General features: G+C 62.0%; 16 protein-coding genes, 1 tRNA gene and 2 pseudogenes. 8 read left to right on the top strand and 11 right to left on the bottom strand.

Translation table 11 applies throughout. The features are described from left to right. Window positions 1–151 precede the first annotated feature (151 nt). Entirely contained in the window at window positions 152–2125 is a 1974-nt protein-coding gene (locus ASC86_RS19535) for a methyl-accepting chemotaxis protein (RefSeq protein WP_348270773.1), read from the bottom strand. Between the two features lie 66 nt (window positions 2126–2191). Next, the gene (locus tag ASC86_RS19530; protein WP_056325004.1) at window positions 2192–4228 is read right to left on the bottom strand and encodes an NADH:flavin oxidoreductase; all 2037 of its coding nucleotides are present in this window, start codon (window positions 4226–4228) and stop codon (window positions 2192–2194) included. Window positions 4229–4373: 145 nt separating this feature from the next. Here ASC86_RS19530 and ASC86_RS19525 point away from each other — a divergent pair, with 145 nt between their 5' ends. After that, window positions 4374–5003 carry a TetR/AcrR family transcriptional regulator gene (locus tag ASC86_RS19525; protein ID WP_056324999.1) on the top strand — a complete coding sequence of 210 codons (630 nt, stop codon included), beginning with the start codon at window positions 4374–4376 and terminating at the stop codon, window positions 5001–5003. Window positions 5004–5060: 57 nt separating this feature from the next. On the opposite strand, the gene ASC86_RS19520 is transcribed toward ASC86_RS19525, so the two are convergent. Together ASC86_RS19520 and ASC86_RS19515 are read right to left on the bottom strand one after the other, a co-directional pair. Then, window positions 5061–6608: a DegQ family serine endoprotease gene (locus tag ASC86_RS19520; RefSeq protein WP_056324997.1), complete on the bottom strand. Its 1548-nt coding sequence runs from the start codon at window positions 6606–6608 to the stop codon at window positions 5061–5063. A 215-nt stretch (window positions 6609–6823) separates the two neighbouring features. Continuing rightward, window positions 6824–7240, bottom strand: a complete 417-nt coding sequence (locus ASC86_RS19515) for a hypothetical protein (RefSeq protein WP_056324995.1) — start codon at window positions 7238–7240, stop codon at window positions 6824–6826. Window positions 7241–7701: 461 nt separating this feature from the next. Here ASC86_RS19515 and ASC86_RS26935 point away from each other — a divergent pair, with 461 nt between their 5' ends. Next, a complete protein-coding gene (locus ASC86_RS26935) occupies window positions 7702–10782 on the top strand; it encodes a calcium-binding protein (protein WP_162245020.1) in 3081 nt (1026 codons plus the stop codon). Window positions 10783–10823: 41 nt separating this feature from the next. Here the strand turns inward: ASC86_RS26935 and ASC86_RS19505 are convergent, their stop codons facing one another. Next, window positions 10824–11795 (bottom strand): alpha/beta fold hydrolase, encoded by a 972-nt coding sequence (locus tag ASC86_RS19505; RefSeq protein WP_056325211.1) that lies wholly within the window; start codon window positions 11793–11795, stop codon window positions 10824–10826. A 60-nt stretch (window positions 11796–11855) separates the two neighbouring features. Here ASC86_RS19505 and ASC86_RS19500 point away from each other — a divergent pair, with 60 nt between their 5' ends. The 4 genes from ASC86_RS19500 (at window position 11856) to ASC86_RS19485 (ending at window position 17593) form a co-directional block, all read left to right on the top strand. After that, entirely contained in the window at window positions 11856–12467 is a 612-nt protein-coding gene (locus ASC86_RS19500; protein WP_056324989.1) for a TetR/AcrR family transcriptional regulator, read from the top strand. 108 nt (window positions 12468–12575) lie between these two features. Further along, window positions 12576–12884: an antibiotic biosynthesis monooxygenase gene (locus ASC86_RS19495; protein WP_056324986.1), complete on the top strand. Its 309-nt coding sequence runs from the start codon at window positions 12576–12578 to the stop codon at window positions 12882–12884. A 459-nt stretch (window positions 12885–13343) separates the two neighbouring features. After that, on the top strand, window positions 13344–14510 hold the full coding sequence (locus ASC86_RS19490; RefSeq protein WP_244477649.1) for an efflux RND transporter periplasmic adaptor subunit: 1167 nt from the start codon (window positions 13344–13346) through the stop codon (window positions 14508–14510). After that, complete coding sequence (locus ASC86_RS19485) at window positions 14507–17593, top strand: efflux RND transporter permease subunit (RefSeq protein ID WP_056324984.1); 3087 nt, start codon at window positions 14507–14509, stop codon at window positions 17591–17593. The genes ASC86_RS19490 and ASC86_RS19485 overlap by 4 nt, the downstream gene beginning before the upstream one ends. Before the next feature lie 233 nt (window positions 17594–17826). Here ASC86_RS19485 and ASC86_RS19480 read toward each other — a convergent pair whose 3' ends face one another. Beyond that, complete coding sequence (locus ASC86_RS19480; RefSeq protein WP_056324981.1) at window positions 17827–18195, bottom strand: transglutaminase-like cysteine peptidase; 369 nt, start codon at window positions 18193–18195, stop codon at window positions 17827–17829. Between the two features lie 848 nt (window positions 18196–19043). After that, window positions 19044–19322 (bottom strand): annotated as a pseudogene (locus ASC86_RS19475) (esterase); the annotation flags it as partial. Window positions 19323–19723: 401 nt separating this feature from the next. On the opposite strand from ASC86_RS19475, the gene ASC86_RS19470 reads away from it, so the two are divergent. Beyond that, window positions 19724–20641, top strand: a complete 918-nt coding sequence (locus ASC86_RS19470) for a formylglycine-generating enzyme family protein (protein ID WP_082510322.1) — start codon at window positions 19724–19726, stop codon at window positions 20639–20641. A gap of 22 nt (window positions 20642–20663) precedes the next feature. On the opposite strand, the gene ASC86_RS19465 is transcribed toward ASC86_RS19470, so the two are convergent. Further along, on the bottom strand, window positions 20664–21680 hold the full coding sequence (locus ASC86_RS19465; protein ID WP_156387118.1) for an HAD family hydrolase: 1017 nt from the start codon (window positions 21678–21680) through the stop codon (window positions 20664–20666). Between the two features lie 273 nt (window positions 21681–21953). Here ASC86_RS19465 and ASC86_RS19460 point away from each other — a divergent pair, with 273 nt between their 5' ends. Continuing rightward, the gene (locus ASC86_RS19460) at window positions 21954–22928 is read left to right on the top strand and encodes a hypothetical protein (RefSeq protein WP_056324972.1); all 975 of its coding nucleotides are present in this window, start codon (window positions 21954–21956) and stop codon (window positions 22926–22928) included. A gap of 265 nt (window positions 22929–23193) precedes the next feature. On the opposite strand, the pseudogene ASC86_RS25380 reads toward ASC86_RS19460, so the two are convergent. The 3 genes and pseudogenes from ASC86_RS25380 to ASC86_RS19440 all read right to left on the bottom strand — a co-directional run. Beyond that, a pseudogene (locus ASC86_RS25380) lies at window positions 23194–23735 on the bottom strand (IS110 family transposase); the annotation flags it as partial. 448 nt (window positions 23736–24183) lie between these two features. Next, window positions 24184–24477, bottom strand: a complete 294-nt coding sequence (locus ASC86_RS19445) for a hypothetical protein (protein WP_056324968.1) — start codon at window positions 24475–24477, stop codon at window positions 24184–24186. A gap of 220 nt (window positions 24478–24697) precedes the next feature. Continuing rightward, window positions 24698–24774, bottom strand: a tRNA-Met gene (locus ASC86_RS19440). Window positions 24775–24899 lie beyond the last annotated feature (125 nt).

Below are 24899 nucleotides of genomic sequence, written 5' to 3'. Positions count from 1 at the left end.
GGTGCGAACAGCGCGATAACATCGCCGTCAGGCGACCTGAACGAACAGTTCCCTCAGATCGGCGATTGCGGATCGGTCGCCCCGGTGCGTCGTCATGATCGGTTTTCGCCGGGACAGGCCGTCAGCCTGCCCCGGCGATTGTCTGTCTGGCTCAGAACTCGTCCCAGCCGGGTTCGATGGCCGGAGCGGCATTGCCGCCGAATGCGCTGGCGATCTTGCCGACCATGCGCCGCGCCGGAGACGCCACATGCCGCGAGGCCGCATTGGCGGCAACCGGCGTACGAGCGACGGCCGGGGCATAGGCACGGCTGGAGGAAGCACCCACCTGGAACTGGCTCACAAGCTGGCGCAGCCTCTCGGCATCGCCGGCAAGCGAGGTGCTGGCCGCGGTCGACTGTTCGACCATGGCGGCATTCTGCTGCGTCGTCTGGTCCATCTGGTTGACGGCCGAATTAACCTCGGCCAGGCCGACCGATTGTTCGCGGGCCGAAAGCGCGATGGCATCGAGCTGGGTGTTGATGTCGTTGACATGCTGGCCGATGACCTTCAGCGCCTCGCCGGTCTCGGTGACCAGCCGCACGCCACCTTCGACTTCCTGGGCCGAATGGCGGATCAGTTCCTTGATCTCCTTGGCCGCCTGCGCCGAGCGCTGGGCAAGCTCGCGCACTTCCTGGGCGACGACTGCAAAGCCCTTGCCGGCTTCGCCCGCACGCGCGGCTTCGACGCCTGCGTTCAGGGCAAGCAGGTTGGTCTGGAAGGCGATCTCGTCGATCACGCCGATGATGTTGGAAATCTGGCCGGAGGAGGCTTCGATGCGCTGCATGGCGACGACGGCGTCGGAGACGACCTTGGTCGAATGATGCGCCGACGAATTGGCTTCCGAGGCCTTGCTGCGGGCTTCTTCCGCGCGCTTGGTGGAGTTGGTGACGTTGGCTGTGATCTCGTCGAGGGCGGCGGCGGTTTCTTCCAGCGCTGCTGCCTGCTGCTCGGTTCGGCGCGACAGGTCGTTGGCCGACTGGCTCAGCTCACGCGAGCCGCTGTCGATCGAGATGGCGGCATCCGAGACCGACTGCAGCGTGCTGCGCAGCTGGTTGACGGCGGCGTTGAAATCCTGGCGCAGGCTTTCGAACTCGGCCGAGAAGGACTGCGTCAGTTCGAAATCGAGATCGCCGTTGGCCATGCGCTTCAGGCCTTCGGCGAGGCCACCGGTCGCCTGGGTCATGGCGGCGGCGCGGGCGCGGTCGGTTTCGAGGTTGCGTTCGCGCTCGGCCTCGCTGGCAGTGCGGGCGGCTTCGGTGGAGGCTTCGAGGGCGCGGGCCTTCAGGCCGTTGTCCTTGAACACCTGCACGGCGCGGGCCATGCCGCCGATTTCGTCGCGGCGTTCGGTTTCGGCGACATTGGTATCGAGGTTGCCATTGGCGAGCGTCGCCATGGTTGACGAGAGCGTGTTCAGCGGGCGGGCGATCCACGAGCGGGCGGCATAGAAGCCGGCGATCAGGATGATGACCAGGCCGACGCCGACGCTGAGGATGGTGGTCAGGATGGTGCTGCGGACAGCCTCCTTCAGCGCCTCGTGGCCGGCTTCGGCCGAAGCGGTGATCTTGCCGATTTCCTCGGTGATCGCGGCAATGACGGCGGCAAAGGCCGGGCGGCAGGCATTGGCGAATTCGCCCTGCGCGCGGGCGATGTCAGCCTCGTTGAAGGCCGCGCCGGCAGCCGCGATCAGCGGACCGCACTGACCGTTGAGCGCTTCAAGCCCCTGCGTCTTGATGATCGTCATGCGGTCGTTGCCGGGCGCGGCGGCAATGGCGGCGTCCATCTGCTTGGTGAAGAAACCTTCTGAGAGATGCATATCGTCGATGGCCGCCTTCTTGGCCGCGTCATCGCGCGACAGCAGGAGGTCGGCGATGGCCGAGCGGACGGACACGAGGCTGCGGCTGGCGCGCGCCAGCATCAGCGCCGCCTGCGAATCCTGATCGACCAGCGTGGTGTAGGACGCGTCGATGAAGGATGTGCGCGACGTGCTGAAGGCCGTTACGCCGGCCACGAATAGGCCGAAGGCACACAGAATGATGAGAAACTTACCGATAACGGGAATATTGCGCATGGTTGGGGGGCCTATCATGGAGTGATTGGCCCCTGAATATCCCATTATAGTTAGGTTTCGCTTAAACGGAGCAGGACACCGCCATCAGATATCCTTGGCAAGGCGCAGCGCATCGTAGATGGCCGCATGGGTGTTGCGGGCAGCGACCGCGTCGCCGATCCGGTACAGCCGGTAGGCGCCATCCGGGTTGCGGTCGACGGTTTGCGCAGCGCCGGAGAGCAGTTCGTCATAGGAGACCTCGCCGAGGTTTCTCGATCCCGGCTTCAGCTCGAAATAGAGATCATCCAGCGGAATGGTGCCGTGGTTGATGACGATCTGGTCGACCGCACGGCTCTTGGCGACGCCGCCGTAATCACTGCCGATATGGGCGATGAGCTGGTTGCCGCTCTTTTCCGCCGCATCCAGCCGGTAGGTGACGGTGAAGGTCGCATCGAGCTTCTGCAGCGAACGCATATAGGGAACGAGGTTCATCGCCATGACTTCCGGGGCGAAGGAGCGGTCCGGGGTCATGATCTCGACCTTGCCGCCCGCCTTGGCGATGATTTCGGCCGCCTGCAGGCCGGCATGATCGCCGGCATCGTCATAGATGAGCACGTTGGTTCCAGGCTTTACATCGCCGGAGATGATATCCCAGGAGGAAACGACGAGGTCGTTGCCCTTCGTCAGCACTTCGGTATGCGGCAGGCCGCCGGTGGCGATGATCACGACGTCGGGCTTTTCCGCCGCTATGGTGCCGGCCTCGGCCCACGTGTTGAAATGGAAGGTGACGCCCAGCTTCTCGCACTGGCTCATGCGCCAGTCGATGATGCCGATCATTTCCCGCCGCCGCTCGCTCTGCGCCGTCAGCCGGACCTGACCGCCGGGATGGCTCGCGGCTTCGAACACCACGACCTCATGGCCGCGCTCTGCGGAAACCCGTGCGGCTTCCAGCCCGGCCGGACCGGCGCCGACGATCACCACCTTCCGGCGCCCATCCGCCTTGGGGATCGCGTGCGGCATGGTTTCCTCACGGCCGGTCGCGGCATTGTGGATGCAGAAGGCAAGACCGCCCTGATAGATGCGGTCGAGACAGTAATTCGCGCCGACGCAGGGGCGGATATCGTCCTCTCGCTTTTCGATGATCTTGCGCACGATATGCGGGTCGGTCATGTGGGCGCGGGTCATGCCGATCATATCGACCTTGCCGGCGGCGATCGCATGACGGGCGGTGGCGACATCCTGAATTTTCGCCGCATGGAAGGTCGGAAAACGCGTTGCCGCCCGCACTTCGCCCGCGAAATCGAGATGCGGGGCGCTGGCCATGCCCTGAATCGGGATGACATCCGTGAGGCCCGGATCGGTATCGATATGGCCGCGGATGACGTTCAGATAATCGATGAGACCGCTTTCCTTGAGGCGGCGGGAGATTTCAAGGCCCTCGGCCTTGTCCGTCCCGCCGGGAAGACATTCGTCGGCGGTGTAGCGCACGCCGAGAATGAAATCCTCGCCGACCCGCTCGCGCATGGCCCTGAAGACGTCGAAACAGAAGCGCAGGCGATTGTCCAGCGAGCCGCCATAGGGGCCGTCGAGTTCGTTGGTCAGCGGCGAGATGAACTGGTCGATCAGATGGCCGTAGGCCTCCAGCTCGACGCCGTCCATGCCGCCCGCCTTCATGCGCTCGGCGGCATCGGCGAAATCCTTGATGATGCGCTCGATATCCCAGTCTTCGAGCTTCTTCGGAAAGGCGCGGTGCGCCGCCTCGCGGTGATGCGAGGGCGCCAGCACCGGCAGCCAGTCGCCCTTGTCCCAGCGGGTGCGGCGGCCGAGATGGGTGAGCTGGATCATGATCGCGGCGCCCGTCTCGTGCACGGCATCCGTCATCTCGCGGACCCACGGAACGATCTCGTCCTTGTAGGCAAGCAGGTTGTTGAAGACCGGCGGGCTGTCCTTCGAAACGGCGGCCGAACCGGCCGTCATCGTCAGCGCCACTCCGCCTTTCGCCCGCTCCACCGTATAGGCGCGGTAGCGGCCCTTCGGCATGCCGTCTTCGGGATAGGCCGGCTCATGGGAGGTGACGATGATGCGGTTGCGAAGGGTCAGATGCTTCAGCTGGAAAGGCTGGAGCAGAGGATCGTTCGACATGGGACTGGCTCCGGTTCAAGGATTTTGTCGAACGGTAAACGGAAATGTACACAAGTGTCAACAATCCAAAACACAGGAGTTTCAGGCATGGACATGAGTGTACAATCTGCTTGTCGCGCTGGGCGGCTTTTGTTAGGAAACGGGCATGGAACAGGTGGCAAGCGACAGCGGCTGGCGAGGCTCACACGAGGGATGGCTGGAGGCCGCCTATGAGGCCTTGCTGCTGTCCGGTGTGGATTCGGTGAAGATCCTGCCGCTGGCCAAACGGCTCAATCTTTCGCGCACGAGCTTCTACTGGTTCTTCAAGGATCGGGAGGAATTGCTGGCTGCACTCGTCACCCGCTGGCGCGAGAAGAATACCGGCAATCTCGTGCGCCAGTCCGAGGCCTATGCGGAATCGCTGCCCGAGGCGATGCTCAACGTCTTCGACTGCTGGCTGGACAAGGATGTTTTCGACGCCCAGTTCGAATTCGCCATCCGCAGTTGGGGGCTGCAATCGGCCGATATCCTGGCCGAGGTGCATGAGGCCGACCGGACCCGAATGGAGGCACTGACCCGCATGTTCATGCGGTTCGGCTATGATGCAGGCCCGGCCGACGTTCGGGCGCGAACGACCTATCTCGTCCAGATCGGCTACATCTCCATGCAATCCAGCGAGGAGCTTGCGCTGCGCATGAAGCGCATTCCCGAATATATCGCCATCTATACCGGCCAGGCACCGCAGCAGCGGGAGCTGGACCGCTTCTTTGCCCGGCACGGCTACACGCCGGCCTGACGACGCACGCCCGGCACCAGGGCCGGGCGCGCATCGGGAGGAAGGAAGACTGGCGTTTCAGCCGACCGCGAAAGGCACCGTCACGAAGCTCTGCTGATCCCGCCGCTGGACCAGAAGCAACACGGCCTTGCGGCCTGCCTTGCCGGCTTCCGCCATGGCTGCCTTGGCCTGCTTTGCCGAAGCAACCGGCCTCTGGTTCACCGAGAGGATAACATCGCCGGGTTGCAGGCCGGCATCGGCGGCCGGCTTGTCCGGGCTGACGCTTTCGACGACCGCACCGTTTTCATCGCCCGGCAGGCCGAGCTGATCGCGGATGTCGGCCGTGAGGTCGCCAAGCTGCACACCGATGGTCGGCACATGCTGGGCCGCATTGCCGGAATTGTCGCCGGTATCGGCCGAGGCCTGCTTGCTGCCGTCGTCATTGGTGCCGACGGTGATCGTCAGGTCTTTGCTCGCACCGTCGCGCCAGACGCTGAGGCCTTCCCTGGCGCCGGGGTTGAGATCGGCGACCATGCGCGACAGGTCGCGCGGCGAGGTGACCTGCTTGCCGCCAAGCGCGGTGATGACATCGCCGGACTTGATGCCGGCCTTCGCGGCAGGCGTGCCGTCATCGACCCTGGCCACCAGCGCGCCAGCGGGCTTGGCAAGCCCGATCGCCTCGGCGATATCCGAGGTCACCGGCTGGATCTGCACGCCGATGAAGCCGTGCTTGATGGAGCCGTCCTTCATCAGCTTGGCGACGACGCTCTCAGCCTGATCCGACGGGATGGCGAAACCGACGCCGACGCTGCCGCCGTTCGGCGAATAGATCGCCGTGTTGATGCCGACCACCTTGCCGTCAAGGCCGACGAGTGGGCCGCCGGAATTGCCGTGGTTGATCGGCGCATCGATCTGGATGAAATCGTCATAGGGGCCGCTGTGAAGGTCGCGGCCGCGGGCCGAGACGATGCCGGCGGTGACGGTCGTGCCGATGCCGAAGGGATTGCCGATCGCAAGGATCGGATCGCCCGCCTGCAGCTTGTCGGAATCGCCCCAGGCGATGGTGGCGAGCGGCTTGCCGGCCTCGATCTTCACCACGGCGAGATCCGATTTCGGGTCGGTGCCGACGAGCTTGCCCGGCAACTCCGTGCCGTCGTCGAGCGTCACCTTGATCGTCAGCGCCTTGTCGATGACGTGGTTGTTGGTGACGATATAGCCGTCGCTGGTCACGATGAAACCGGAACCGAGCGCTTCCGCCTTTTCAGCCGGCCGCTGCTGCGGCACCGGCATCTGGCGCTGGCCGAAGAAATCGCGGAATTGCTGGTCGAAGGGCGAATCGTCGCCAAAGGGAGAAGCGCCGTCCGAGGATGCATTTTCCGCCTTCAGCGTCGTCATGATGGTAACGACGGCCGGCTTGTCGGCGGAGACGATCGGGGCGTAGGAGCCCTGGGTCGGCGGGAGGATGACGGTTTCCGGCGTCGCCGCAAGGGCGGTGCGGGAGCCGATGAAGCCGGAGGCCGCAAACGGCGCCATCAGCAGGGCCGCGCCCAGAAGCGCGGCGATCCGGTGCTTTGCGAGAATTCGGCTCTTTGCGGGCGTGCGGGGCTTTTCAACAATCGTGGTCATGGTCGTATTCCTTTTGTCGGCGCCCCGGCGTTTGCAGGGCAGCGCGGGCGCGAGCGAAACCGCACCGCGGGGAGAAGGCGGCAGGTCACGCGAGGTGGTTGACGGGGAGGACGGAGCCGGTCTCAGGGTGAGGCACGGCCCCGGCGCCAGCCGCTCCCAGAAAGAAGACGGCAAGGGACCTCCGGCCAACCCGCCAGGGGCGGCCGGAGAAAAGATCAGCTCATGCGGACGATGTTCCGGTCGAGCTGACGGATATCGGCCCTGAGATGCTGGTAGGTGGCATTCGGGATCGCGCCGTTATGGGTGTCGGCAACGACATAGGCGCGATGGCGAATGGAACCGGCTTCGCCTTCAAGCTTGGTCGCGGAGGCGACCGTCAGGCGATGCATGGCTTCGTCATGCCGGATCGTCCGGTCGGCCGAGCCCAGTTCGGCAAGAACCTGGCTCAGGTGCGGCCGGTGCTGCATCGTCTTCATGCTTTGTGGCGCAGCCATCGGCGGGGTATGGCCGAGATGTTCGCCATAGATGGCAAGCCCCGAATCGCTTTCGGCGGGTGCGGCGGCAAAAGCACCGCCTGCGGCAAGCGAAAGGGCGAAGGTGGCAAGGGTGATGGTCTTCAATGTCGAGCGCATAGGCGTATCCTCGATAAGGGGAGAATGTCTCGATCCCCTAAAGGCTGTCGGGTGCCGTCGCGTCGCGGTTTCATTCCCACCGGCGGCATTCAGCCTGACACTATGTATAAACCCGGAGCCCAGACCGGATCATGTTACAATTAGATAAAGTTTCGAGGCCGTTTCCTGCCAAACTATTGCCTTGATTGAGGAAATCATACTTGGCGGTTTTCCGGATAAGGCTTTTCGGTCAAAGACTTGCTTAAGGTTGCGCCGGCTTCGAAAACGCACCCAGCATGACGGATTTTTAATCTTTGGCGCCCGTGCCACCCGCTCCTCCGATGCCGGCCTGAAAACCGGCTGTTCCCTCAGAAACAGGTTTCGACGCGCCGTCGTGGGCAGATGCGGCCACGGCCGGACATCTCCGGCCGCACCGCGGCGGCCGGTTGCCGTCGCGATCCGAAACGACAGGGGTGATCACAGTGGCTACGAAATACGGAACCGACGCATCCGAAACACTCACCGGCAGCAATACCTACGACTACATTTACGGCTATGGCGGCAATGACACGATCCATGGCCTGTTCGGCGCGGACACCATCATGGGCGGCGAGGGAAACGATACGATCCGGGGCGGCTTCCAGGGCGACACTCTTTCCGGAGACCTCGGAAACGACACCATCATCGGCGGGCAGGGTGACGATACCCTCCTCGGCGGCGCAGGCGCCGACGTCATGAACGGCGAACTCGGCGACGACACGTTCAGCGATTATTACCTCAGCGACTGGGCCGGCGACAAGGTCGATGGCGGGCTCGGCACCGATACGGTCGACATCAACCTGCAATACAACACATCCGGCGTGAGCTTCACCGCGCAGGACCCGACGCAATCGGTGAACCTCTTCGGCTTCACCGTCACCAACATCGAACAGTATACCATCTCCGCGACCAACTATGCCGACACGCTAAAGGGCGGCCATTGGAACGACCGCTTCAGCGGACAGAACGGCGACGACAAGCTCTATGGCCTCGGTGGCAACGACTATCTCGACGGCGGGGCCGGCAAGGACACCATCGACGGCGGCCAGGGTGACGACGATATCCGTGGCGGCGACGGCGACGACGTCATCACCGGCGGCTATGGCGACGACGACATGCAGGGTGGCCTCGGCAACGACAGGATCACCGGCGGCAACGGCCGCGATGCGCTCTATGGCGATGACGGCAATGACACACTCGATGCTGGCAACGGCGACGACTACCTTTGGGGCGGCGACGGCAACGACACGCTGATCGGCGGCGCCGGAAAAGACTACATCATCACCGGCCCCGGCGTGGACAAGGTGGATGCCGGCGCCGACGACGACGAAATCCTCATGACGCTCAACAACGGCAAGGACACGATCGACGGCGGCGCAGGCAACGACTCCCTGGAAATCCGCAATCTCGAAGGCAATTTCACCGCCAAGGCATCCACCGTCGTCAATACGCTGGCCGACGGCTCGACCATCGTCAATGTCGAAAACTACGACCTCTACGGCACCAACGGCAAGAACAGCATCGTGACCCTTGATGGCAAGGATCACATCGTCACCTATGACGGCGACGACATGGTCAAGGCGGGTGCGGGCGACGACTATATCGACGGCGGCGCCGGCAACGACACGCTTTACGGCGAGGCCGGCAACGACACGATCTTCGGCGGCGCCGGCAAGGACAGCATCTATGGCGGCGCGGGCACCGATACCGTCTATCTCGACGTCTCCGGCTACCAGACCACCGGCTATACGTTCGAGGTCGTCAACGGCAAGGGCATACTTTCGAACGGTTCCTTTGCCCAGGATACGGAAATCTTCAACATCTTCACCGCCAACGGCAACGATGTGCTGAAGGCCGGCAATGCCCAGCGCGTCTGGTTCAAATCGGACCAAGGCAACGACCAGCTCTACGGCAGCGCCGGCGACGACCTGCTCGATAGTGGGCTCGGCAACGACAAGATCGTCGCCGGCGCCGGTAACGACACGCTCTACGATCTCGGCGGCAACAACAGCTTCTCCGCCGGCGATGGCGACGACGAACTGCATCTCACGGTCTTCAACGCCCATACCGGCGGCGATACCACGACCGTCGATCTCGGCGCCGGCAATGATGTCGTCGAGTTCAATGCCGGCCTCGGCTATATCCACGGCAAGCTCGTCGCCGATGGCGGCAGCGGCATCGATCTTGCTGAAATCGACCGCCACGAAACCACCAAAGCGCTGACCTTCACGCTGAGCGGCAATGCCACGCTCATCAATGGCGATGCCACGCTGAAGAATTTCGAGCGCGTCGACATCACCGGCGGCAGCGGCGCGGACAATTTCACCGGCGGCGCACTGTCCGACACGCTTGTCGGCAACGACGGCAACGACACGCTTTCGGGCCTCGGCGGAGACGACTGGCTGCATGGTGGCAAGGGACGCGACACCATCAAGGGCGGAGACGGCAACGATAAGATCTGGTCTTCCGGCTGGGGCGGCGACACAGATGCCGACAGCATCGACGGCGGCGCCGGCAATGACGAGATCCACATCGAAGGCGGCGATACCGCCATCGGCGGCGCCGGCACAGACCGCGTTTCCGTCGATGTCTCGGCGCTGACGGCAGGTGTCAACTTCACCTTCGGCACCGGCACGGTGAAGGTCAATGCCAACACGACCTTCACCGGCATGGAAACACTCGAATTCAGCGGCACCAAGGGCAACGACACCGTTATCGGCAGCGCCGGCGATGACGACCTGCGCGGCAATGAAGGCAATGACCGGCTCGATGGCGGCAATGGCCGCGACACCTTGCGCGACGATGCCGGTAACGACACGCTGATCGGCGGCGCAGGAAACGATGTCTTCTTCGATGGCGCCGGCAACGACAGCCATTCCGGCGGTGCGGGTGACGACTGGTTTACCCGCGGCGATTTCGTGGGCAAGGACGTTTTCGACGGCAGCGACGGCATCGATACGCTGGACTTCAATTATTACGGCAATGACTCGTCGGTGAAGCTCGATCTGCTCGACAACACCAAGAATGACGGCCTGGCGCTTGGCCTCACGGTCAAGAGCATCGAGCGCATCTGGGGCACCAGCCAGGATGACGATATCCGCGGTTCGAACGGCAACGACTGGATTTCCGGCGGCGCAAAAGACGATATCCTTCAGGGACGCGGCGGCAACGACACGCTGATCGGCGGCATGGGCGGAGACCACCTCACCGGCGGCACCGGTAAGGACACGTTCCAGTTCAGCTACGTCACCGACGGCGGCGACCAGATCACCGATTTCAAGCGCGGCGAAGACAAGATCGCCATCGACGATCTCGGCTTCGGGCTCGGCGCTGGCGCCTCGATCAAGCTGGTGATTTCCAACGAAGCCACCTTCACCACCGCTGGCGCGACCTTCCTCTACGAGCAGGATACGCACCGGCTGTGGTTCGATGGCGACGGCAAGGGCGGTGACAAGGAAGCCGTACTGATCGCCACGCTCGATAACGTGGCGACGCTCAGCACCGGCGACTTCATCCTCATTTGAGCCATTGAGACCGCGCCGGTCTACGGATCGGCGCGGCCTTTTTAGTAGTAGGGTCGACCAAGGGTTCGCGCTGCCGGCGGGGCGGGTGGATTGAGCACATCGACTTTCCGGGTCGGCCAGGGATTGAGGCCGTCGCGAAGCCAGAGGATTGTATCCAGCCAGAAACCCATCGCATGCATATCGTGGAACAGGTTGAAGTGACCGATTGCCTCCCGGCCGTAGTCTGCCGGGGATAGATGAACCAGCGTCCGGTCCGCACCGGTATAGCAGCCCAGCGTGCGGCGGGCGGCAGCCACCGTTCCCAATGCGTCGTCGGACACCGTGACGGCAAGGATCGGCGCGCTGAACGCGCCCATCCGGGCAAGCACGATCTTGCGCATGGCGCGCGGATGGCTGCGCTCGAAACGGGACCTGCGAAAACTCCATTCATTGGCCACACCGGCCGGCAGGTCTTCGAGCCATCCAAGACGCCGGCCGGGGAAATAGCCGCAAAGCGCCGTCAAAAGCGGCATGGCGAGATGCCATTTCAGCACAAGCTTCAGCCGTTGCGATCTGTCGTAATCGCCCCACCATGCGAATTGCGCCCCGACCGTCAGCATCCGCGAGAGCCGCGCGCCGCCCTCCGCCAGTCCCGGCAGGAAGCCTCCGATGCTGTGACCGACGGCCAGAAGCGGCCCGTCGCCGCATCCTTCCATGAAGCGGACGGCCGCATCGAAATCCAGTTCGCCCCAGTCGCGCCATCGAAAGCCGCAGCCGCGCAGGTCCGGCGGCCGGGAGAGGCCGATGCCCCGATAATCATAGGTCAGCACGTCGAAGCCGCGATCGGCGAGAAAGCGGGCATAGCGGTGATAGAAGCGCGCCGGCACCCCCGTCGCCGGATTGATGATGACCCGTCCGGCTTTGGCGTTCACCGGCGTCTCCCACAGATGGCCCTGAAGCCGGAGACCATCGCGACACGTGATCGCGACGGGATTCGGGAGAACTTCTCGTCTCTTGGTGGGTTCGCCGGTCATGCCGCGACGATAGGGGTCCCGATCCATTGTGTATATTCACTGGTCGGTATACATAAGGTCATGAGCAAAACCGAACGTCCGACCCGCGACCGTATCGTCCTGGCTGCCGGGAAGCTGTTTCACAAGGAGGGCATCCGGGCCGTGAGCATGGATGCCGTCGCCGAACTGACCGGCGTGACGAAGCGCACGCTCTACTATCATTTCCGCAGCAAGGACGACCTGATCGCCGCGCATCTCGAAGCGCGCGATCAGCCCAACCTTGCCCTGTTCCAGCAATGGTTCGACGAGGCCGAGGGCGATATCGCCGATAGGATAAAGGGTATTTTCGACAAGCTCGCCCAATCCGCCCGCCACCCCAAATGGAAGGGTTGCGGCTTTCTGCGGACGTCGGTCGAACTGATCAACCTGCCTGGCCACCCGGCTGTCGTCGCCGGCAGGCGGCATAAGAAGCGGGTCGAAGACTGGTTCTGTTCGATCCTCGATCAGCCGGGCGACCCCGACCGGGTGCGCCGGACGGCCCGGCAGATCATTCTTCTTCTGGACGGCGCCTTTTCAGTCGTGCTGCTGCATCGGGATGCAAGTTACATGGAAAGCGCCGGCGAAGCGGCGGCCTTTCTGGTGCGGTCGATGGGCGGCGCGAGCAAGGAGGATTTTCCTGATCCCCTGCCCTGACTGGCCGCACCGGTTGCCTTCTCATACGGATGCCGCGCGACAGTCTCCTACGACTTGATTTTACCCTGCCTTTTTCATCGATATGGCGATCCGCCCTGGAGGAAATACATGACGACCCGCACCGCTCCCGAAGACAACGCCTTCGTCCTTATCGTCCACGAGGTCGAAGATTACGGGAAATGGAAGGATATTTTCGACAACGCGGCGACGATCCGGGTCCAGGCCGGGGAAATCGAATATCAGCTGCTGGCCTGCGAAAACGATGAAAGGCGCGTCGTGCATTTCTCGCGCTGGACTTCGCTTGCCGCCGCCCGCGCTTTCTTCGAGTCGCCGGAACTTGTCGAGATACGGCGCGTGGCCGGCGTGCGTGCGCCCGAATTTCTCTACCTCAACAGGATAGAGGCGGGAAAGCTTTAGCTCTTCCCCCGAGCCCCTGCAAAGATCCTCCCGTCGCTGCGTTTCCGCCCGATTAGCGACGGGATATTCTCGCTCTCGAAATTCGTGGCGGGCAAACTGAAGCAGCAATTTGGAAAATGAGCTTCGCGCACGCGAGATTTCCCTAATGAGATTCATTGCATGCGCGGCTCTTTCCTCTCCGCGGAGGCAAAGACGCAGGACCGAACCGTGCCTTCTATAGAGCGCGAGGAATGTGACTTCCTCAATCCCGGCAATAATTTGGCAAACGAGATCCTCGAAACTTTATTTAGTTGTAACATGACCTGGAGCACCCGGCAGGCCTATAGCTGACGGAGGGCTGAATGGCGCCGGTTGCCAGCCGCTGCCCGGCCAATGGAACGTGGGGTAGCTTGCCCCCGCACCTCTATGATTGTGCGCACGTCAGCCCGCTATGCGCCCGGCGCATCGAAGGAGCTTTCCATGAGACGCATCGTCCCGGCTATCGTCTTGATTATCGCTGCGGGTGCACTGTTCTTTTACCGGGCCGAACTACAGCGCGTCATCCCGCCCTGGACCGGTGCGACCGCAGCACGGATGCAGCCCACATCAGCAAACGTCGGGTCCGGCAGCATCACCGCGGTGTCGACCACCCTTGCCAGATCAGGCGCGCTTCCTATCGTCCGCCGGACGATCGGTTCTATCGTCCCCCTCCAGACGACCGCACTCGGCAGTCCGCTTGCCGGCATCGTTTCGCAGGTCATCGCCAGGGACGGCGCGGACGTGGTGGCCGGCGACCTGCTGATGCAGCTCGACGATCGCACGGCGAAGGCGAATATCGCGAAGGATCGGGCGCTGCTGGCCAAGGATCAGGCAACGCTCGACGATGCGAACGCCACCCTCAAGCGGGTCGAGGGGCTGAATGCCTCCGGCATCGACACGCAGCAGCAATATGGCGATGCGGTTTCCGCCGCCAAGCAGGCCGCGGCGGCCATCGATGTCGATAGGTCCGTTATCGCCGCCGACAATGTGGTGCTGTCACAAACCCAGATCAGGGCGCCCTTTGACGGGCGGCTGGGCGCGGTCGCCGTCTCTCCCGGAGCCTATCTAGCCGCCGGCGCGACAGTCGTTACGCTCATCCAGATGAAGCCGGTTTATGCCGAGTTCACGCTGCCCGAGCCGGACCTCGCCCTCGTTCGTTCGGCCATGAAAGAGGGAACGCTGACGGTATCGGTGACGCCGCCGCTCGGCCAGGGCAGTGACGTGCCGCAAACCGGGCCTGCCACCTTCATCGACAATGCCATCGATGCCGCATCCGGCACGTTCACGCTGCGCGCCCAGCTTGCCAACGACGCGCTGACGCTCTGGCCCGGCCAATCGCTCGACGTCGCCGTCACGGCCGGTATGCAGGACGGCGTCGTCATCGTGCCAATGGTCGCGCTTCAGCCGCAGGGCAACAGCTATATCTGCTTCGTCGTCAAGGCGGATAATACAATCGACGTCCGCAAGGTCAGCGTCGGGATCACCGTGGGCGACCGCGCCGGTGTCACGTCCGGCCTCAAGGACGGCGATGTGGTCGTCACCGAAGGTCAGGCGGGCCTTGCAGAAGGCGCACGGGTTGCCTCCACGGCGCAGGGTGCAACGCCATGAGCTTTTCCGAACGCTTCATCCGCCGGCCGGTCGCCACCTTCCTGCTGATGGTCGGGATCATCATCGCGGGGCTTGCGGCCTATCGGAACCTGCCGGTCGCCGCCCTGCCGCAGGCGGATTTCCCGACGATCAACGTTTCGGCGCAGCTGGCGGGCGCCTCTCCCGACACGATGGCAAGCTCGGTCGCCACGCCGCTGATCAAGCAGTTCGAGACCATCGCCGGCATCGATACGATCAGCGCGACCTCCTCGCTCGGCAACACCCAGATCACCCTGCAATTCGACCTGTCACGCGATATCGACGCCGCCGCCGCGGACGTCCAGGCGGCCATCGCCCGCTCGCAGCGCCAGCTGCCGGACAATCTCGCGGCACCCCCCAGCTACCGCAAATCGAACCCCGCAGATGCACCCGTCGTCATCCTCGCTTTGACCAGCGACACCCCCGATCTGACGAAGATGGACGATATCGCGGAAAACATCATCTCGCCCGCACTCTCGACCGTCTCCGGCGTGGCGCAGGCGCAGATCTTCGGCGCCAAGGCCTATGCCGTGCGCATCGAGGTCGATCCGACGCGCCTCGCCAGCCGTGGCCTTTCGCTTGACGGTCTCGCCTCCACCCTCTCGGCCGCGAACGACCAGTCGCCGATCGGCACGCTGCAAAACAGATCGCAGGCCCTGACGCTGAATGCCTCCACCCAGCGCACGAATGCCGACACCTTCCGCACCCTCATCGTCGCCCGGCCAAACGGCCGGATCGTTCGCCTCGGCGACGTGGCCGACGTCAAGGACAGCGTGGCGGTCATCGATCAGGGAAGCTGGCTCGATGGCGCGCCCTCCATCGTGCTTGCCGTGCAGCGCCAGCCGGGTGCCAACACGGTCGCGGTGGTCGATGCGATCAAGGCGAAGATACCCGAGCTGCAGGCGAGCATTCCCGCCGGCATGCACATCAACGTCGTCAACGATGCCTCGGTGTCCATCCGCGCAGCGGTACATGATGTGGAGGTGACGATGATGATCACCATCGCGCTGGTGGTCCTCGTCATCTATCTCTTCCTGCAGCGCCTGAGCGCGACGCTGATCCCCGGCATCGCCGTGCCGCTGTCGCTGGTCGCGACGCTGGCGGCCATGTATGCGCTCGGCTATTCGATCGACAACATCTCCCTGCTCGGGCTGACGCTGTCGGTCGGGCTGGTGGTCGACGACGCCATCGTCATGCTCGAAAACATCATCCGCAAGGTCGAAGGAGGAATGCCGCCGTTCCAGGCGGCGATCGAGGGCAGCCGCGAGGTCGCGGGCACCATCATCTCCATGTCGATTTCCCTGGTCGCCGTCTTCCTGCCGATCCTGCTGATGGGCGGCATCGTCGGCCGCGTGCTGAACGAGTTCGGCATCGTCGTCGCCCTTGCCATCCTCTCGTCCGCCACCGTCTCGCTGACGGTGACACCGATGCTGGCCGCCCGGCTGCCGCGCAACGAGCGGAAAGGCCCACAAAAGGAGACCCTCTTTACCCGGATCACGGCGCGCTATGGCGCATGGGTCGGCTGGTGTCTTCGCCACAGGGGCGTGGTGATGCTGGTCTTCGTCCTCACCCTTGCTGCGTCCGGCTGGATGTTTTCAAGCCTGCCTCGCAGCTTCTTCCCGACGGAGGATATCGGCCTCGTGACGATCTCGACGCAGGCGCGGCAGGATATTTCCTATCAGGCCATGAGCGCGCTGCAGGCGCAGGCCGCGGCAGTCGTCTTGAAGAACCCGGCGGTCAGCCATGTCACCACCACCCTCGGTTCCGGCCCCGGCGGTTCGGCGCTGAATGCCGGCATGCTGCTCGTGCAGCTCAAGCCGGCGCCGGAGCGCCCGGCCCTCGGTCCCGTCCTTACCGCCCTGCGCCACGCGCTTTCCGGTGTCGCCGGCCTAAAGGCCTTCATCACGCCGCAGCAGAGCCTGCGGTTCGGCGGCCGCAGCACGCAGAGCCTGTATCAGGTCGTGCTGCAATCCATCGACGCGTCGGCCGCCCGGCAATGGTCGCAGACGCTGGCAGACGCCATGCGCGCCGACCGCGCCCATTTCGTCGATGTCGCCTCCGATCTGCAGAACAACGCGCTCCAGGCCGACATCGAGATTGACAAGGACCGCGCGAGCAGCCTCGGCATATCGGCGCAATCCTTACGCACAACGCTGGAGGCCGCCTTCGGCAGCTATGTCGTGACCCAGATCCAGACGACGGGCAACAGCTACGACGTCATCCTGGAATACGATCAGTCGCTTGACTGGAACGAACAGACCCTTGGTGCGATCCGCGTCGCATCCGCTTCCGGAACCTTGGTGCCGCTTTCCAGCTTCGCGACGGTGAAGCGCAAGGCGGGGCCGGTCACCGTCAACCAGACCGGCCAGCTCACCGCCGTCACCCTGTCGTTCAACCTGCCGTCCGGGGTTTCCCTCGGCACGGCCACGGCGCGGATCGAGGCGCTGAAACACGAAATCGGCCTGCCTTCCGCCGTCGTGGCAAGCTACGCCGGCGCCGCCCAGATCTTCGAGCAGGCCAGCGACAATACCGGCCTGCTGATCGCTGCTGCCGTTCTGACGATCTATATCGTGCTCGGCGTGTTCTACGAGAGCCTGGTGCATCCGCTGACCATCCTGTCGGGCCTGCCTTCCGCCGCTTTCGGCGCGCTGCTGGCGCTCAAGCTCAGCGGCATGGACCTTTCCATCATCGCTCTGATCGGGCTGTTGATGCTCATCGGCATCGTCAAGAAGAACGCCATCATGATGGTGGACGTGGCCCTGACGCTACAACGGGACGAGCATCGCCCGACTGTCGAGGCCATTCACGATGCGGCTGTCCGGCGCTTCCGGCCGATCATGATGACGACATTTTGCGCCCTGCTGGGCGCGCTTCCCATTGCGGTCGGAACGGGAGCCAGCTCGGAGCTGCGCCAGCCCCTTGGCGTGGCGGTCGTCGGCGGCCTGATCGTCAGCCAGGTCCTCACCCTGTTCATGACACCCGTCATCTTCGTGGAGATCGAGCGGCTGTCCGCCACCGTGAAATCAATGCTGCGGAGACGGCGCACCGCAGGGGTGGAGGCTTGATCGGCCATCCGGACGCGCAACGTCCACTTATCGCTGGAATTGCAAATCCGCGCGCCACATCAAGCGACAATCCGTGGCAAAGCTCGCGGCTATCGTGTTCATGGCCACTGTAAGCCGACCCTTCCATAAAAGAGCCCCCGGCGCTCTAAGCCTAACGCACCGGGGGCCTTATGTCATGACGTTCTCACAATAACAGAAGTTGCATCAAGTAGCAAATATCTAACAACGCGCGATTAGAACCGCCGCCGCACCAGCACATCGCGCCGCAGATTATCCAGCTCGAAAATGCCGCCGGTCGTGTGCACCAGAAGGGTCACGTGGTTTACGCCATGCACCTTGAAGACACTTATGCCCATGGCGGTCGGGGGAATGCCGGCTTTGATCAGTCGCCTCCTTTTCGTCATCACGAAGTCGTCGCAATCGCCGTAGCGCACATCGGCTTGCCACACGTCGACGTCCTCGCGCCGGGGTATGATCTCGGCATTCACCTGATACTGCACGCTTGCGATCAGAGCACGCAGGGCCGGTGTCAGCTGAACAACGTGCGGGCCGCGGGAAGGGCATTCGTCAATGTGCCGAAGGCAATACAGATTATATCCCATCGGAACGGCCGAACCCGCAGACGACGGAAGTTCCGTCTCAATCCACACAATAGCTGCAAGAACAATGGACGGGAGCCCCAGCATCCACGTCCACCATCGCGAAGACGCAACAACTCCCCCTTCGCCCCTCCGACGAAAGTTCTCAGGCATAGCAGCCTCACAGCAATGGTGAAGAATAAGCGATGTTACATCATGTCGCGGATCGACGGGGAGTTCCCAATTGGATTCGCGCAGGGTCGTTCGATACGCCTAACGTTTGGAAGCCGGCCACCTTATAGCGTAGCCAGCGCGATGCGCGCGATGAGTTTATTTCAGCGCGGACGCAAGCAGCCAGAGCGATCGCCGTAGCTATTCACCAGGATGGCCGCAATTTGAGGGAATGGGATTTTTTTGTGGGACAGATGGTAGGTGACGCAGTCCCAAGCGAACCCGTCTCAGAAAGCATTTCCCTGATATCCGACGATTTACAGGGAATTTTTCACCGAACTGAAAAATCGATCAGTTTTGCACTGTCATTTTCGCAGAAACATCAGATGACTAAAAGAGATTTCCCTAACTTGACTAACAGGGAAATAGAGCTTGCGATCTGGGATATTCGGTAGCTTTACCAGGAGCTTTTACCGTCGAAATAAAACAGTCTCTAAAACCTCCATATCTCGTTCGGCAGATTGCACCTGGCCAAGGCGTCCCACATGATTACTGCGATAGCAGGGTCACGGTTGAGACCAATCTTTGCATCCGACCGCGTTGTGGAGGTGGCCTGCGGATAAGCTTGCTTCGCGAGTGTCTCGGCCCAATTGAAAAGAAAGTCATTCTCAGTTTCGCACCCATTCGTGACCATCGGCGACGGTTGCCAGTTGCCGCACGCGCACGACGGCAAAATCGGTCTCGGGATTGGGCGGTAGCTTTTTCGGCCATTGCACCGTTCCCGAAGCGCGAACCCTGTCGGAGGGAATGGAAACCGCAACATCCGTGATCGTCGCCTGCGGCGCGCGTTCGCCGGAAAACAGCGTTGTGGGATAGTCGGATGGCAGCCGGCTGGTCGCGACCAGCATGTCCACGACGGAATTGCCCTTCGGTTCCGCGACAAGGTTGAGCGGCTCCATGACGCCCTTCACATGCCCCCCCGCAGGACGTGACGGCAAATCCGATGGCCAGGATCGCCACCAACGCCCGAAATGACTTCATGAACATTCACATTGCTCAATTCATGCCGCGCCACCCGCGGTCGAGAAAGCCAGGAACCAACGCCGGCAATGGTCCTGAAACATGTCAAAGCGGCACCCCCATGGCTCCCGCGCGCGATCATGAGGATCGGCCACGGGGCTGTATAGTTGGACCAAGGGCCAATATTATCCTGAAGTTTTACGGCTTTGCGACGGGCGGTTTCAGGACTAGGATCGTCAGCGCACGGTGGGGAAAACCACGTCCCCGTCAATTGCATCCTTGCCACAGGTGACACCGGATGAACGTGGAGATCAAATCGGAAAACGTCATAGAAGCCCGCAAAGGCTTCGCCCCCGCCGGCATGGCATGGGTGCCGGGGTCCACCTTCATTATGGGATCGGACAGCCATTATCCCGAAGAGGCACCTGCCCATCCCGTCAAGGTCGACGGCTTCTGGATCGACGAAGCGCCGGTAACCAATCGTGACTTCCTTGCCTTCGTCAACGCCACCGGCCATGTCACTTTTGCGGAGAAAAAGCCGCTTGCCGCCGACTATCCGGGTGCCAAACCATCATCCCTGCGGGCCGGATCGCTGGTGTTCGAAAAACCTGATTATGTCGTCACAAGCCGGGATATCACCCAGTGGTGGATTTTTACCCTCGGCGCAAACTGGCGTCATCCCTACGGCCGCAAGAGCAGCATCGGCAGCATTCTCGACCACCCGGTCGTTCATATCGCCTTCAGCGATGCGCTGGCCTATGCGGAATGGGCCGGCAAGCAATTGCCGACGGAGGCGGAATGGGAGCTTGCCGCAAAAGGCGGGCTGGAAGGCGCCGAATTCGCATGGGGCGACGAACTGATCCCCGATGGCCGGCACATGGCCAACACCTGGCAGGGCAATTTCCCCCATCAGAACCTCGTCGATGACGGCTTCGAGCGGACATCGCCGGTGCGGACCTACCCACCGAACGGCTATGGCATCTACGACATGATCGGCAACACCTGGGAATGGACAGTCGATTTCTGGACGACCCGCCATCCCGAAGCGGCGCTCAAACCCTGCTGCATCCCAAGTAACCCGCGCAGCACGGATATCGAAGGCAGCATCGACGAGCGGCAGGCGAACCTCAAGATCCCGCGCCGTGTACTGAAAGGCGGCTCACATCTCTGCGCGCCAAATTACTGCCGCCGTTATCGACCTGCGGCGCGACATGCGCAGGAGATCGACACGACGACCAGTCACCTTGGATTCCGATGCGTGCGCCGCGTAAAGCCATGATGGTCTGAACGGCCCGCCGGCTTTAGGCCGGAAAGACGTCCTTCCAGTCCGACTTCATGCTGACGACCGTCCAGCCGCGTTTCGGCGCTTCGTCCAGACCCTTGGCAAGCGCTCCGAAATGGGATTTGCGATCATAGGCATATTCGCGATCGGCATCGTCGTGGTGCACGATCAGGCCGAAACGCTTACCCGGTCCCGATGTCGTCCATTCCAGCATCTGGAAATCGCCGTCGGAATTGCCGAAGGCGGCTGTCGGGCGGCGGCCGATGAACTTGTGGATGCCGACCGGCTTGCCTTCCTTGTCGTCGATGAAATCGATCTCCGGCAGCCGCAGGATGACCGGCGTTCCATCGCGGACCTCGTATTTGGTCTTGATGCTGGAGCCGATGACGTTTTCCGGCGGAATGCCGTAGACCGCCTCGGCCCAGGGTCGCATGAACTCGATGCCGCCGCCGGAGACAATGAACACCTTGAAGCCGTTTGCCTTGAGGTAGTCGATCAGCTCCAGCATCGGTTGGAACACCGTGGCGGTATAGGGCTTGTCGAATTTCGGGTGCCGGGCCGTCTTGATCCAGTCGGAAACGATCGCGGTGAATTCGTCGCTGGTCATACCCGCATGCGTTACCGCCACGAGCTCAAGCAGCCCTTTCATGCCACCGGCCGCCACACCCGCGAAATCTCCGGCCAGCACGGACTTGAACGGCTCCGTCGAGGCCCATTCGGGATGTTCGGGAGCCAGCGCCTTGACGCGATCAAGGATGAACGCCAGCTGCACATACATCGGCTGCTCCGTCCACAGGGTACCGTCGTTGTCGAAGACGGCCACCCTGTCGTCCTCGGCAACAAAATCGTGGCTGCCATCGGTGGTGACGGCCGTCACGAAGTCGATGATGCTCTTTCTGGTATCACCCTCGTTCCAGGAGGCAAGCACCGCGTCGTCTGCGGTCGCCGCGCCCACCGAACCCACTGAGGCGATGGCCGCGGCACCGGATACGAGAAGCGTTGCCCTCATCAAACTACGTCGGGAAATCTCTGCCATGGCTCCGTCTCCTCAAATGTTTCATTGTATCTTCACGCCAGATCCGCATCGGCGCTAGTTGGACCAAGGGCCACATCGCTCTCCCCGCAAAGTGGTCAATTCCTGCACATATCGATGCCAACACATCTGAACGATAATAACCCTGGCGCGCATAAACTTGCCATTTCGCGTCATCTTATCGTAGCATAATTGCGCATAAGCTCGACGAGGGGCAATCACGACAGACCTAAGTGCAGTTTTCATTCAGTCACATTGCGTATCGGAACACATTCCTTGCAGACACATCATGCGACTTTCCGCCTCGCGATTTTCCAATGGATTATCCTGCTGGTCGTGTCTCTTGCCGGGGTCGCGGCCGCCGCTGCCCAGTCGGCTTCCGATCCGGTCAAGCGCGTCCTCGTCGTCTACGAAAACGACAGCACCCTGGCGGCGGCCGTGGAGGTCGCCCAGGGTCTACGCACGAGCATGCAGGCGGAAATGCCGGCAACGATCGAGATATACAGCGATTATCTTGATGTCGTGCGCTTCCCGCAGGCCGACCATGTCCAGCGTCTCGTGGCCGATCTCACGGCGAAATACGCCGATATCAAGTTCGATGTCGTCATGGCGGTCGGACCGGGTGCGTTGAAATTCTTGACCGAGAACAAGGCCATCGCGGGCGCCGACACGCCGGTCGTGTTCGGCGCGGTGACGGACAGTTCCGTGCGCCGCAATCCGCTTCCCGCGACGGCCAAAGGCGTTATCAGCCATTTCGACGTCCGCAAGACGATGGACCTCGCCATGACCCTGCAACCGGATGCGAAAAACATCGTGGTCATGACGGGTTCGTCGGCCTTCGACAAAAGCTGGCAGGACACTGCCCGGCAGGAGCTCGCAGACAGCTATGCGGGCCTTCGGGTCAGCTATGTGAGCGACCTTACCATCGAAGGCTTCGTGGAGGCGGCGCGCCAGTTGCCGCGCCAGACCATCCTGCTGGTTCTGACGATTTTCGAGGACTCTGCAGGGCGCACTTTCGTCCCGCGGGACGCCGCCGCCTTGATCGCCCCCCAGTCCGGCGCGCCGGTTTATGGCGTCTATAGTACATTCCTGGGAACCGGGGCCGTCGGCGGCTATGTCGGCACCTTCCATGCCATCGGCGAACAGATGGGCAAGCTTGGCGCCCAGGTCATCAAGGGCGATTTTTCGGCACCCCAGTCAAGCCTGGTAGTGGACGGCCCTCTCGTCGATTGGCATCGTATCCTGCATTGAGGCATAAACCCCGATCTTATTCCCGCAAATGCCGAAATCCAGAACTACGAAATGTCGCCTTGGAGGCGATACAGGATTGAAATCGGCACTATGCTTTTCGTGCTGCTGCTCCAGACACTGACGATCGTTACACTTATTCTTCAGAAGCGACGCAGACAGAGACTTGAAGCGGAGTTGGCACTCGAGCGCCTCGAGCTTGCCTATCTGTCGCGCTCCTCGCAGCTCGGGGAACTTTCCGGTGCATTGGCTCATGAACTGAATCAGCCGAATGCTGGCGGGGGACAAGGCCAAGCCAAGCAGCAAAATCGCGACCACTCCGGAATGCCTCCAATAGGCGGCGCGAAGGCAGTGATTGCCATCGCGCAGATCGGCCCGATGCCTGGCACTTTCTGGAGCCGTCGAACGATATCGCTTTGTTTTGCTTCCGCGGCGATACGACGATCAATCTGCTCAATCTCTTCGTGCAACTGAGCGATCTGATTGAGATAAAGACGTCCCATGGTCTGTACCAACTCAGGCAAATTGTCCGACGTAATGAGCGTCGCGACGCCGCTCCACGTTGCCTAAACCTTTGCCCACGATGATACCGTGCTCCGCTAGGTGGCCACGTAAGGCGTTCACCATTTGCGTTCTTTGACCCACCAGAAGATCGCGGGTCCGGAACAACATTGCACGAGCTTGCTGCTCAGACGTCTTCACAGCGACAGTCCGCATCGTCGGTCGCATCGCAGCCTCTGCTACAGCCTCGGCGTCAGCGACATCATTCTTTTGCCTTTTGACAAAGGCCTTCACATAGACTGGGGGGATACATCGTCCGCAGCAACGAGCAACGTGTTGCTCGAAGCGCGAAACGTGCATACGTTCGCGTTAGCCATCTGACACCTCGTCCGTGTTGGTTTGGTTAGGACCCGCCGCAGACTTGCCGGTCGGCGGTGGGTTCGCCTAATCTAAGGACGGTGCCTGTGTGGGTGAAGCCCAGACCTCGGAGCGAGGTAAACAGCGCGTGGCCGATCTCTCTTCAATTTTATTTTTCTGTCCGGAAGGCAACGTCAGTCTGTCCAGAAGGCGGCCGCGCGCCACAGATGGCCGATCGGGTGGACCGATCCGATGCGGCCGGTAATGGAGTGGCCAGTCTGGCTGCGGCGTATGCGTGGCGCACTCTCAAAGCTGCCCACCTAAAAGAATGACCTTCAAGACGGGTTTGAGGACCCTTTGAAGGCCCGCTTACGATGGGGGCCTTCTGAAATTACAGCGACTAGAGGAACCCAAAGTACCGGCAGTTGCGCAAAATTCCGGGCGTCATCTCGTTGTCTTTGAAAGTGGTGCTATCCTTGTGCTCTTCGACGACCTGGCAAAACGTCCGCACTCTTGCCACATCGTTTTCACCGGCCGAAGCCAGTCTAAACAGCTCGTTGCGTGCCCGCTCCTCATTCAGTTCTCTGGCGGCCTGCGCCGAGGCGCGACGGTACTCCGATATCCCATAGTACCCGCCTGCCGCGATAACGACGCCACAGGCCGCCGCGATTAAGACCTTCAACCAGCCATCCATTTCGTGATACCCCTCGCTCCAGAATGGAGCCAACCTATGTGCAATGCCAGCCAGGGGCAATCGATGACGAAGTCGCTAGGGCTGAAAGAAGTTCTGCTGAAAAAGCCGGTGACAAAAATGCAAAATCGCGCGTCACGCTACACTAGAATGTCAGATAACTCGTTGAATTTTTTATCTAAATTCACGTAATATACACCGAGACAGTTTCGCCAGAAATCTTTGGTAGCGGGAGAGGGACTCGAACCCCCGACACGCGGATTATGATTCCGCTGCTCTAACCACCTGAGCTACCCCGCCATCCAATACGGAAGCGCTTGGAAGCACCGCCGTCGTCATCAGACGGGCGGCTTATAAGGTGCGGTTCATGCCGGTGTCAAGCGAGCCGTTTCAAATAATTGCACTTTTGAAACGGCCGGTGGACA

Origin of the sequence: Rhizobium sp. Root1212 (assembly GCF_001424985.1) — a bacterium.
Lineage (GTDB): Bacteria > Pseudomonadota > Alphaproteobacteria > Rhizobiales > Rhizobiaceae > Pararhizobium.
This window is presented reverse-complemented; position numbering and strand designations above follow the sequence as displayed.